10 protein-coding genes are annotated in these 11,068 nt (G+C 71.0%); 4 read left to right on the top strand and 6 right to left on the bottom strand.

The annotated features are described in order from the left end of the window. Positions 1-32: 32 nt before the first annotated feature. Positions 33-1,523, top strand: coding sequence for a M48 family metallopeptidase (locus tag AB0J71_RS21255; RefSeq protein ID WP_364415634.1), 1,491 nt, complete (start codon positions 33-35; stop codon positions 1,521-1,523). On the opposite strand, the gene AB0J71_RS21260 is transcribed toward AB0J71_RS21255, so the two are convergent. Beyond that, on the bottom strand, positions 1,520-1,990 hold the full coding sequence (locus AB0J71_RS21260) for a GNAT family N-acetyltransferase (protein ID WP_352318925.1): 471 nt from the start codon (positions 1,988-1,990) through the stop codon (positions 1,520-1,522). The two genes, AB0J71_RS21255 and AB0J71_RS21260, sit on opposite strands and share 4 nt — an antisense overlap. 286 nt (positions 1,991-2,276) lie before the next feature. Then, complete coding sequence (gene ppdK, locus AB0J71_RS21265; protein WP_364415635.1) at positions 2,277-4,913, bottom strand: pyruvate, phosphate dikinase; 2,637 nt, start codon at positions 4,911-4,913, stop codon at positions 2,277-2,279. A gap of 419 nt (positions 4,914-5,332) precedes the next feature. Between ppdK and AB0J71_RS21270 the strand changes: the two genes are divergently transcribed. Beyond that, positions 5,333-5,776 (top strand): hypothetical protein, encoded by a 444-nt coding sequence (locus tag AB0J71_RS21270; RefSeq protein ID WP_352331184.1) that lies wholly within the window; start codon positions 5,333-5,335, stop codon positions 5,774-5,776. Positions 5,777-5,858: 82 nt separating this feature from the next. On the opposite strand, the gene AB0J71_RS21275 is transcribed toward AB0J71_RS21270, so the two are convergent. Continuing rightward, positions 5,859-7,031 carry a HAMP domain-containing sensor histidine kinase gene (locus AB0J71_RS21275; RefSeq protein WP_352323394.1) on the bottom strand — a complete coding sequence of 391 codons (1,173 nt, stop codon included), beginning with the start codon at positions 7,029-7,031 and terminating at the stop codon, positions 5,859-5,861. After that, the gene (locus tag AB0J71_RS21280; protein ID WP_352323395.1) at positions 7,028-7,690 is read right to left on the bottom strand and encodes a response regulator transcription factor; all 663 of its coding nucleotides are present in this window, start codon (positions 7,688-7,690) and stop codon (positions 7,028-7,030) included. Before AB0J71_RS21280 ends, AB0J71_RS21275 begins: the two co-directional genes overlap by 4 nt. A 150-nt stretch (positions 7,691-7,840) precedes the next feature. On the opposite strand from AB0J71_RS21280, the gene AB0J71_RS21285 reads away from it, so the two are divergent. After that, the gene (locus AB0J71_RS21285; RefSeq protein ID WP_364415637.1) at positions 7,841-8,770 is read left to right on the top strand and encodes a dienelactone hydrolase family protein; all 930 of its coding nucleotides are present in this window, start codon (positions 7,841-7,843) and stop codon (positions 8,768-8,770) included. A gap of 91 nt (positions 8,771-8,861) precedes the next feature. Here AB0J71_RS21285 and AB0J71_RS21290 read toward each other — a convergent pair whose 3' ends face one another. Continuing rightward, positions 8,862-10,247: a glycine--tRNA ligase gene (locus AB0J71_RS21290; RefSeq protein WP_352323397.1), complete on the bottom strand. Its 1,386-nt coding sequence runs from the start codon at positions 10,245-10,247 to the stop codon at positions 8,862-8,864. Positions 10,248-10,341: 94 nt separating this feature from the next. Further along, complete coding sequence (locus AB0J71_RS21295; RefSeq protein WP_352323398.1) at positions 10,342-10,629, bottom strand: antibiotic biosynthesis monooxygenase; 288 nt, start codon at positions 10,627-10,629, stop codon at positions 10,342-10,344. A gap of 57 nt (positions 10,630-10,686) precedes the next feature. On the opposite strand from AB0J71_RS21295, the gene AB0J71_RS21300 reads away from it, so the two are divergent. After that, positions 10,687-11,031 carry a DUF6703 family protein gene (locus AB0J71_RS21300; protein ID WP_364415639.1) on the top strand — a complete coding sequence of 115 codons (345 nt, stop codon included), beginning with the start codon at positions 10,687-10,689 and terminating at the stop codon, positions 11,029-11,031. The last annotated feature ends 37 nt before the right edge of the window (positions 11,032-11,068 follow it).

Here is an 11,068-nt window from a genome sequence, read left to right on the forward strand (position 1 = left end):
CGCGAGAACCCCTTCCCCGGGAGCCCTCCCCCATGACGACAGCGTTCCGAGCGGTGCTGGCCTTCAGTCTGCTCGCCGGCTTCTACGTGCTGGTCGGCGTCATCCTGGTGGCCGCCGTGTTCTTCGACGTCCTGCTGCTGGTGGACTTCCGCGTCGCGGCGCTGAAGGTCGCGATCGTGCTCACGCTGGCGGCGGGCGCGCTGGTGCGGGCGCTGTTCATGGTGGGCCGGAACCAGGGGGGCGAGCTGCCGGGCGTGCCGGTGGGGCGCGAGCACGAGCCCGCGCTCTGGCAGGCGGTGGAGGACCTGGCCCGGCGGGTGCGCACCGCGCCGCCCGACGAGATCCGGCTCGTCCCCGAGGTGAACGCGGCAGTGTCGGAGGACACCCGGTTCCTGGGGCTGCGCGCGACGCGGCGGCGGATGTTCATCGGGCTGCCGCTGCTCCAGACACTCACCGTCGACGAGCTGCGCGCCGTGCTCGGGCACGAGCTGGGCCACTACAGCGGGGCGCACACGCGGCTGGGCGCGCCCGTCTACCGGGGGCGGGTCTCGCTGATCGCGACCGTGCAGGGGCTGGGCAACCATCCGATCATTCAACGGCTCTTCGCCTGGTACGCCAAGCTCTACCTGCGGGTTTCGCAGGCCGTGTCGCGCCGCCAGGAGCTGGAGGCCGACGCGTTCGCGGTGGCGATCGGCGGCCGCCAGGCCATGTCGGGCGCGCTCCGCAAGATCCACGACACCTCCCTGGGCTGGGACCTGTACGCCGGCGACTACCTGTCGCTGACCGGCGTGGGCGGCACCCGGCCTGCCTCGGTGTTCGGCGGCTTCCACGCGCTGATGAACGACCCCGGGCGGCAGGCCGAGATCGCCCGGCTGGGCGAGCGGCCCGAGGAGGTCTCGCCGTACGACTCCCATCCCAGCCTGGCCGACCGGCTGGCCGCCATCGCGGTGCTGCCGGAGCCGGAGCACGTCCCCGATCCGCGGCCGGCGCTGACGCTGCTGCGCGACCCCGACGTCGCGGCCGAGGCGGTCGAGCGGTCGATGTGGACGCCGGAGGCGCTGGCCGGGCTGCGCCCGGTGCCGTGGGACGAGCTGGTGGCCCAGGGCATGTACGCCGGCCGCAACGCCGAGGCCCTGCACGACCTGGCGGTGGCGGGACAGCGGGTGATGGGGGCGACGCGGCCCTACCTCGACGCGGCCTTCGAGGCGATCGCCAGGGGCCGCCAGGCCGAGCTGGCCGAACGGCTGCGCGAGCTGGGCTGGAAACCGTCGGAGACGCTGCTCGCCGGGGTGCTGGGGCAGGCGCTGGAGGCGGTGCTGATCCAGCTCGGCGAGGCCAGGTGGACGCTCTCCTGGTCGGGCCCCGCCCGGCTGCTGTACGACGACGGCGAGGAGGTGGCCCTGGCCGAGTACGCGGCCCGGGTCGCCGGTGATCCGGAGGCCGTGGCCGGGCTGCGGCAGTGGCTGGGCGACCACGGGGTGCGGCACGACTACGTGCCGGCCGAGGAGCCTGTGCCCCGTTAGCCGGCCGCGGGCCGCCCGGCGTCCGGCCGGCGGACCATGAGGACGTCGACCTGGTCCGCGCCCTCGACGGTGAAGCCGTGCCGCTCGTAGAGCCGCTGGGCGGCGCTGCCCCGCAGGACGACCAGGCGCACGGTCGCGCGCTCGGCGTCGGCGCGGTCCAGCAGCGCCCGCAGCACGGCCGAGCCGAGCCCGCGTCCCTGGACGGCGGGGGCGAGGTAGAAGTGCTCCAGCCAGCGCCCGTCCTCGGCGGGGCGCAGGGTGACGCAGCCGGCGAAGGCGCCGCCGGCCAGGATGACGGAGGTGTGGCCGGGGGCGAAGCTGTCGCGGAAGCGCTGCCGTACCCGGTGCTCGTCGAAGCGGCCCAGCCGTTCCAGGTCGGGGCGCATCACCGTGGCCCGCAGCTCCGCGATCGCCTCCACCTCGTCCGGCCCGGCGGGCCGCAGCTCCCATTCCAGGAGATCTTTCATGGCGGAAAGTATCCCAAAAGCCGCTTTTCCCGCGATCTCCGGGGTTCATGGACAGGAAATCAACAGATCTTCAACCGGGCGCTCCTACGATCCGTCGCAAGGAGCGCTCCTCCAGGGAGCGCCGGCAGGGAGGGAACCCCCGTGAACTTAGGCGTCTCGGAGATCATCATCGGTTTCGTGCTCTTCTTCCTCCTGATCGGGATCGTGGTGTTCACCGCCGTGTCGCTGGCCAACCGGCGCCGCGGCTAGGGGCGGCCGGGGCCCGGGGCCCCGGCCGCCGCGCTCGTCAGCGGGTGTCGGAGTCGGTGTCGGTCAGGGCGGCGCGGCCGGCCTCCAGCCGGGCCACCGGGATGCGGAACGGGGAGCAGGAGACGTAGTCGAGGCCGACCTCGTGGCAGAAGTGCACCGAGTCGGGGTCGCCGCCGTGCTCGCCGCAGATGCCGACGTGCAGGTCGGGGCGGGCCGCGCGGCCCTCCTCGACGGCGATCCTGACCAGCCGTCCGACGCCGTCGCGGTCCAGGGTCTCGAACGGGCTGACGCCGAAGATGCCGAGCTCCAGGTAGCGCGAGAAGAAGGCGGCCTCGACGTCGTCGCGGCTGAAGCCCCAGGTCATCTGGGTCAGGTCGTTCGTGCCGAAGGAGAAGAACTCGGCCGCCTCGGCGATCTGGCCCGCCGTCAGCGCCGCCCTCGGCACCTCGATCATGGTGCCGATCAGCGCCTCGACGCCGTTCTCCGCGAGGATCCTGGTCGCCTCCTCGCGTACGGACTCCAGCTCCTGGACCGACGCCACCAGCGGGATCATGATCTCCGGCCGCGCGCCCGGGACCTCCGCCGCGGCCTGGGCGATCGCCCGCACCTGCATGGCGAACAGCCCGGGGATCACCAGGCCGAGACGCACGCCGCGCAGGCCCAGCATCGGGTTCTGCTCGTGCAGCCTCTTGACGGCGGCCAGCAGCCTGCGGTCCTTGTCGGTCACGTCGGGCGAGGTGGCGACCTTGACCGACAGGTCCACCAGGTCGGGCAGGAACTCGTGCAGCGGCGGGTCGATGAGCCGGATGGTGACCGGGTCGCCGCCCATGGCCTTGAAGATGCCGATGAAGTCGGCCTTCTGGAGGGGTTCGAGGGCGTCGAGCGCGGCCTGCCGCTCCTCGTCGCCGTCGGCCAGGACGAGGTCCTCGACGAGCTGGCGGCGCTCGCCGAGGAACATGTGCTCGGTGCGGCACAGGCCGATGCCCTGGGCGCCGAAGCGGCGGGCCCGCGCGGCGTCCTCGGGGGTGTCGGCGTTGGCGCGGACCCGGAGCCGGCGCACGGAGTCGGCGTGGCCCATGATCCGGTCCACGGCCCTGACCAGGTCGTCGTCCGGCTGCGCGCCCTCGAAGTACTCGACGACGGCCGAGTCCACGACCGGCACCTCGCCGAGGTAGACCTCGCCGGTGGTGCCGTCGATGGAGATCACGTCTCCTTCGGAGACGACCTCGCCGCCGGGCGCGGTGAACCTGCGCTCGCCGGTGGAGACCTCCAGCTCCTCGGCGCCGCACACGCACGTCTTGCCCATGCCGCGGGCGACCACGGCGGCGTGCGAGGTCTTGCCGCCGCGGCTGGTCAGGATGCCCTTGGCGGCGATCATGCCGGCCAGGTCGTCGGGGTTGGTCTCGCGGCGGACGAGGATGACGTCCTCGCCCTGCCCGGCCAGCTCGACGGCGCGCTCGGAGGAGAAGACGACCTTGCCGACGGCGGCGCCCGGCGAGGCGTTCATGCCCTTGGCGATCTTCTTCTTCTCGGCGCCGCCGTCGAAGCGGGGGAACATGAGCTGGGCGAGCTGGTCGCCGGTGACGCGGGTGACGGCCTCGTCGAGGGTGATCAGGCCCTGGTCGACGAGCTGGGTGGCGATGCAGAAGGCGGCCGCGGCGGTGCGCTTGCCGACCCGCGTCTGGAGCATCCACAACTTGCCGCGCTCGATCGTGAACTCGATGTCGCACAGGTCCTTGTAGTGGTTCTCCAGCGTCTCCATGATCTGCAGCAGCTCGTCGTAGGAGCGCTTGTCGAGGCGTTCGAGTTCCTGGAGGGGGATGGTGTTGCGGATGCCGGCGACGACGTCCTCGCCCTGGGCGTTCTGCAGGTAGTCGCCGTAGATGCCCTGCTGGCCGGAGCCGGGGTCGCGGGTGAAGGCGACGCCGGTGCCCGAGTCGTTGCCGACGTTGCCGAAGACCATGGCCACGATGTTGACGGCGGTGCCGAGGTCGGCCGGGATGCGCTCCTGGCGGCGGTAGAGGATGGCGCGCGGGGCGTTCCAGGAGTCGAAGACCGCCATGACGGCCAGCCGCATCTGCTCGCGGGGGTCGGCGGGGAAGTCCTTGCCGGTCTGCTCCCGGACGATGCCCTTGTAGGTCTCGACGAGACCCTGCAGCTCGCCCGCGTCGAGGTCGGTGTCCTGGCGGCGGCCCTTCAGCTCGTCGAGCGCGTGCTCGAACAGGTCGCCGTCGAGGCCGAGCACGGTCTTGCCGAACATCTGGATCAGCCGGCGGTAGGAGTCCCAGGCGAAGCGGTCGTTGCCGCCCGCCTGCTTGGCCAGGCCGTGCACCGACTCGTCGTTGAGGCCGATGTTGAGGACCGTCTCCATCATGCCCGGCATGGAGAACTTCGCGCCCGACCGTACGCTGACCAGGAGCGGGTCGTCGGCCTGTCCGAGCCGGCGGCCCATCTGAGCCTCCAGGGCGTCCAGGTGCTCGGCGACCTCGCGCTCCAGGCCGTCGGGAAGAGCGCCTTCCGTCAGGTAGTGACGGCAGGCTTCAGTGGTGATCGTGAATCCGGGGGGTACGGGCAGCCCGAGATTCGTCATCTCGGCGAGATTCGCGCCCTTTCCACCGAGAAGATCCTTGAGATTCCTGTTGCCCTCGGTGAAGTCGTAAACGTACTTGGCCACCACAGCTCCAATCCAACGCTTCTGCCCGGGACTCTACCGGCGAAATTGATGATGAAACTGCACTCCTCGGTTAAGTCATCGTTTTTGCAGGTCAACCGCCCGTGACAGGTCTAATCCAATTATAGGACCGCTGCCCGATAAATTGGTTTATACCAATTGGTTTACACCAATTCTTGAGAAAGAGGAGCGAGAGGTGGGGAATCGGATCGGGTCCCGCCAGGAGACGCCCATGGCCGCTGCCGCCATGCCAAAGCGTCGTGCAGGCTTCGTCGCGGGGTCGGCCAAGTCTCCGCGGACACGGTGATCTACCTGGACCTCCGGGCTCCGCGCCCGGGCGGCGGCCGTCGTGATCGCTCAACGTGACCCAGCTCGGGTCGTTCCGCGATATGGACGTGATCGAGGCATGACACTCTGCTCGCATGCCCCGCACGACGTCCCGAGGTCTGATGGCCGCCTGCCTGGTCCTGGCGCTGTCCGCCTGCGGCTCGGGAACGCCCGAGCCGTCCGCGGGGTCGTCGGTGCCGGGCGCGGAACAGCGGCACGCGACCCAGCTGCGGCCGGGCGACTGCCTCGTGTCCATCCCCGACGACCTGATCGCGACGCTCGTGCCGTGCGGCAACCCGCACGCGGCCGAGTTCGGCATGATCTACGTCGTGCCGGAGGGGGCATGGCCGGGCGCCGAGCGGGCCAGGCGGCAGGCCACGGACTTCTGCGCGCCGCGGCTGCGGATCGCGCCGGGCAGGCGGAGCGAGGTGGAGGTGACCGCGTTACCGCCGCTGGAGGAGGAGTGGCCGCGCCACCGCACGGCGTACTGCGTGGCGGTGGCGCGGGACGGGCAGCTCGTCGGGCGCGTGCTGGAGTAGGACCCGCACAGGCCAGCGTCGGCGCGCAATCTCACGGCGCGGTCAGGCGGGCCTCGCGGCGCGGTCAGGCGGGGGCGCGGGGTCAGGTGGGGAGGGGGTTGGTCTCGGGGGCCGGGCCCGGGGCGCCGTCGCGCGGCGGCAGCCACAACACGAACGTGGCCCCCTGCCCGAGGCTGGAGAACACCGCCACCCGTCCCCCGTGCGACTCCACGATCTGCCGGACGATGGCCAGGCCGAGGCCCGTGTGCCGGTCGCGCCGGCTGGCCTCGCCGCGCCAGAACCGGTCGAAGACCCGCTCCTGCTCCGCCACGCCGAGGCCGGGGCCGTCGTCCCTGACCGCGACCCACAACCAGCCGCCCGACCGGCCGGCCCCCACCCGGACGCTCCCGCCCGGCGGGGTCAGGCGCACCGCGTTGGACAGCAGGTTGGCCACGGCCCGGCGCAGCGCGTCCTGGTCGCCGGTCATCTCCAGGTTCGGGACCAGCCCGCGGGTGATCGTCAGGCCGCGGGCGGCGGCCGGCGCCGCGTACTCCTCGCACGCCTCCCGCGCCACCCTGCTCAGGTCGAGGTCGGTGTCGGCGAACGCGGTCGCCTGCCGCCGGGCGCTGGCCAGCAGGTCCTCCACGAGCCTGGTCATGCGGGTGGTCGCCCGGTCCACGATCTGCACGGCCCTGGCCCGCTCCGCCTCGCTGGCCTCGGGCGAGGCGAGCACGGCGTCCACGTTGGCCCGGATGATCGTCAGGGGGCTGCGCAGCTCGTGCGAGGCGTCGTCGATCAGCCGGCGCTGCGCGCTGAACGCCTCCTCCAGCCGGTCGAGCATGGTGTCGATGGTGTCGGCCAGGTCCTTCAGCTCGTCGCGCGAGCCGCCCAGCCGGATCCGCCGCGTCAGGTCGGTCGCCTGGATCTCCTCCGTCGTCCGGGTGATCGACCGCACCGGACGCAGCACCCGCCCCGACAACACCCAGCCGATGCCCAGGGACGCCAGGTAGAGCCCGGCCAGGGTGGCCAGCGAATAGTCGCGCAACGTGGCCAGCGTCCTGATGTTGACCTCGTTCTCGACCTCCTCGATGAAGACGACCTCCTGCTTGCCCACGTACTGGTTGCCGCGGTACGCCTTGGCGTACTCGGTCGAGTACGGGCGTTCCTCGGTGGTCTTGGAGACCGCGACGTAGATGCCGCCCAGCACCAGCGCGGCCAGCACGAACAGCAGCCCCGAGTAGAGCACGGTCAGCCGGAAGCGGATGGTGTGGATCACGCCGGCTCCCTGAGCCGGTAGCCGCGGCTGATCACCGTCTCGATGAGACCGTCCTCCTGGAGCTTGCGGCGCAGGTTGCCGACGGTGACCCGGACGGTGTTGGTGAAGGGGTCGGCGTGCTCGTCCCAGACGTGTTCGAGCAGCTCCTCGGTGGAGACCACATGGCCGGGACGGGTCATCAGATAGTGCAGCACGCCGTACTCCTTGGGGGTCAGGGCCAGGGAGCGGCCGTCGAGGGAGACCTCCATCCGAGCGGTGTCGATGCGCAGCCCGCCCACCTGGAGGACGGCGGTGCCGCCGGTGTCCCTGCGCAGCAGCGCCCGCACCCTGGCCAGCAGCTCGGGGAAGGCGAACGGCTTGACCAGGTAGTCGTCGGCGCCCTCGTCGAGGCCGCGCACCCGGTCGTCGAGGCGGTCGCGGGCGGTGACCATGATGATCCGCACCCCGCGGCCGGCGGCCCGTACCGAGCGGCAGAGCTCGAAGCCGTCGCCGCCGGGCAGGTTCAGGTCGAGCAGGACCAGGTCATAGGTGTTGACCTCCAGCTTCTCGTGCGCCGACGGCGCGTCGTAGGCCACGTCCACCGCGTAGCCCGCCCGGACCAGACCCACCCGTAACGCGTCGACCAGGTCTTCCTCGTCCTCGACCACCAGCAGTCGCATGATCTTGACCATAGTTCCGGATGAGGGGGCACGCCATGGGTCCGGAGCGGCGTTCCCGGATTCAGCACCACCTCACCAAACGCCAGCGAAAGACCACATAACTATCGCCTTTACACGATTTTTCGGTGCTCACCGTTAGATCTTTCGACCATGACGCCCTTCCAGCGATATTTGGCAGAAGAAGTGGCACTCGACCACGTAGAGGGCCTGATCTCGCGGCGGGAGGCCCTGCGCCGCCTGGGCCTCCTCGGGCTCACCCTCCCCGCCGCCACTGCCCTCCTCGCCGCCTGCGGCGCCACCCCTGACACCGACCCGGGCGCCGACCCCGACACCGACGCGGCGAGCACGCCGCCTGCCGCCGCGCCGTCCGGCACGGCTTCCCCCGCGGGCCCGGCCCCGCTGCCCACGCAGGAGATCACGTTCCCCGGTCCGGACGGGACCACCCTGCGGGCCGCCTGGGCCGCCGCCGCCGTCCCCAAGGGCGCGGTGCTGGTCATGCACGAGAACCGCGGGCTGACCGACCACATCCGCTCGGTCACCGGCCGGCTGGCCGCGAGCGGCTACTCGGCCCTGGCGCCCGACCTGCTCTCCCGGGACGGCGGCACGGCCGCGTTCGCCGACCCCGCACAGGTCACGGCGAAGCTGGGCGAGATCCCTCAGGAGCGGTTCGTGGCCGACATGAAGGCGGCGGTCGGCGAGCTGGAGCGGCGGGCCGAGGGCGCCGGGCTGGGCATGATCGGGTTCTGCTTCGGCGGCGGGATGACGTGGCTGCTGCTGGCGTCCGGGGAGACCCGGCTGGCCGCCGCCGCGCCCTTCTACGGCCCGCTGCCCGACGACGCCGACCTGACCGGCACCAAGGCGTCCGTGCTGGCGATCTACGCCGAGCAGGACGACCGCGTCAACGCCACCAGGGACGCGGCCGAGGCGGCGCTGACGAAGGCCGGGCTCACCCACGAGCTGGTGACCGTCCCCGGCGTCGGCCACGCCTTCTTCAACGACACGGGCGCCCGCTACGACGAGCGGGCCGCCTCGCAGGCCTACGACTACGTGCTGACCTGGTTCGGCCGCCACCTGTCCTGACCGACCCGGCCTGTCCTGCGGCCTGGCTGGAAAACGCGAGCGCCGCCCGCGGCGGAGAGCCGGGGCGGCGCCGGTGAGGTGGTGCCGGGGGTCAGTCGTTGAGGCGCTGGCGCAGGTAGGAGTCGACCTGGTCGATGGCGATGCGCTCCTGGGCCATGCTGTCGCGCTCGCGGATCGTCACCGCGTGGTCTTCGAGGGTGTCGAAGTCGACGGTGATGCAGAACGGGGTGCCGATCTCGTCCTGGCGACGGTAGCGGCGGCCGATCGCGCCCGCGTCGTCGAACTCGACGTTCCACCGCCTGCGCAGCTGCGCGGCCAGGTCGCGCGCCTTCGGCGACAGGTCGGCGTTGCGCGACAGCGGCAGCACCGCGGCCTTGACCGGCGCGAGCCGGTGGTCGAGCCGCAGCACCGTGCGCTTCTCCAGGACGCCCTTGGCGTTGGGCGCCTCGTCCTCGGTGTAGGCGTCGAGCAGGAAGGTCAGCGTGGCCCGGTCGACGCCGGCGGCCGGCTCGATGACGTAGGGGACGTAACGCTCACCGGTGTCCTGCTCGAAGAAGCTCAGGTCGACGCCCGAGGCCTTGGAGTGGGCGGTGAGGTCGAAGTCGGTGCGGTTGGCGATGCCTTCGAGCTCGCCCCACTCCGAGCCCTGGAAGTTGAAGCGGTACTCGACGTCGACGGTGCGCTTGGAGTAGTGGGACAGCTTCTCCTGCGGGTGCTCGTAGAGGCGCAGGTTGTCCTTGTTGATGCCCAGGTCGGAGTACCAGCGGAACCGCTCGTCGATCCAGTACTGGTGCCACTCCTCGTCGGTGCCGGGCTTGACGAAGAACTCCATCTCCATCTGCTCGAACTCGCGGGTGCGGAAGATGAAGTTGCCCGGGGTGATCTCGTTGCGGAAGGACTTGCCGACCTGGCCGATGCCGAACGGGACCTTCTTGCGCGCCGACTGCTGCACGTTGAGGTAGTTGATGAAGATGCCCTGGGCGGTCTCGGGACGCAGGTAGGCCAGGCCCGACTCGTCCTCCACCGGGCCGAGGAAGGTCTTGAGCAGGCCGCTGAACTGCCGGGGCTCGGTGAAGGTGCCCTTGTTGCCGCAGTTGGGGCAGGTGATGTCGGCCAGGCCGTTCTCGGGCTCCTTGCCGTTCTTCTCCTCGTAGGCCTCGACGAGGTGGTCGGCGCGGAAGCGCTTGTGGCACGACTGGCACTCGGTCAGCGGGTCGGTGAAGGTCTCGACGTGGCCGCTGGCCCGCCAGACCTCCGGCGCCAGGATGACGCAGGAGTCGAGGCCCACCACGTCGTCGCGCGACTGGACCATCGACAGCCACCACTGCCGCTTGACGTTGTTCTTCAGCTCGACACCCAGAGGACCGTAGTCCCACGACGCGCGAAGTCCGCCGTAGATCTCGCTCGACGGGTAAACGAGCCCGCGGCGCTTGGCGAGGCTGACGATGGTGTCCATGACGTCGGTGCGTCGTGCCATTTTGGTTGCGTCTCTTTCCGGCTGGAGGTCGGCGAGTGAATTCGGTGAGATCCCAGCTTAGGGGACGCCCACCCGGTCCCGCGCGCGAGTGATGCTACGCGCCCTCTTGCGTGTACACGTCCTCGAACGCGCTGGGTTCGTTGACCATGAGGATCATCAACGGGTACATGACCATCCTGGAGGCCGACAGCGCCCTGCGGTAGAACCCGGCGCCCTCCCATTCGCTGACCAGCGCCCACAGGTTGGGCTCGTCGACCGAACGGGCCAGCCGCCCGCGGTGGAAACCCGGCTGGGCGGCGAAGGTGTCGAGGATGGCGTGGCCCTGCTTGAGGAAGTCCTGGGACTGGGACTCTGGCACGGTGTATCGGATCACGGCGAGCACCAGCCCAGCCTAGAGGTGCGCACCCTGCTGTCACGCGAACTCCCATAGGCTCTCGACGTGGCCTCCAAAAACAAGCGCCCGCTGCCCCGGGGCGAGCAGTTCTTCACGCCGGGCGCGGGCGGCGCGCGCAGGGCCGTCGAGCGGCGCAGCGCGGTCCCGATGACGTTTCTGTTCACGCAGGTGCCCAGGTGGGTGGCCCCCGCCGTGCTGGTGATCCTGCTGCTGGCCGCCTTCGCGCTGGCCAACTGGCTGGGCGGCGTGGCGGCGCTGGTGGTGCTGGCGTTCGTCGGGTGGCTGGCGTACCTGTCGTGGCCGTCGCTGGGCGTCGGCGGGCGGCTGCTGCGGGTCGTGATGCTGGTCTTCCTGGCGCTCCTGGCCGCTGACCGGTTTGGGGCGTTCTAGGCCGGCCCGCCGGGGATTTTGACAATCATTTTCATTT

Origin of the sequence: Nonomuraea sp. NPDC049637, from assembly GCF_040675235.1 — a bacterium.
GTDB lineage: Bacteria > Actinomycetota > Actinomycetes > Streptosporangiales > Streptosporangiaceae > Nonomuraea.

What these genes read in the sequence shown, in the direction of transcription:
- AB0J71_RS21290 (WP_352323397.1), bottom strand. Translation starts at nt 10,247, where the DNA reads ATGGCACGACGCACCGACGTCATGGACACCATCGTCAGCCTCGCCAAG.
- AB0J71_RS21255 (WP_364415634.1), top strand. Translation starts at nt 33, where the DNA reads ATGACGACAGCGTTCCGAGCGGTGCTGGCCTTCAGTCTGCTCGCCGGC.
- AB0J71_RS21260 (WP_352318925.1), bottom strand. Translation starts at nt 1,990, where the DNA reads ATGAAAGATCTCCTGGAATGGGAGCTGCGGCCCGCCGGGCCGGACGAG.
- AB0J71_RS21285 (WP_364415637.1), top strand. Translation starts at nt 7,841, where the DNA reads ATGACGCCCTTCCAGCGATATTTGGCAGAAGAAGTGGCACTCGACCAC.
- AB0J71_RS21280 (WP_352323395.1), bottom strand. Translation starts at nt 7,690, where the DNA reads ATGCGACTGCTGGTGGTCGAGGACGAGGAAGACCTGGTCGACGCGTTA.
- AB0J71_RS21270 (WP_352331184.1), top strand. Translation starts at nt 5,333, where the DNA reads ATGCCCCGCACGACGTCCCGAGGTCTGATGGCCGCCTGCCTGGTCCTG.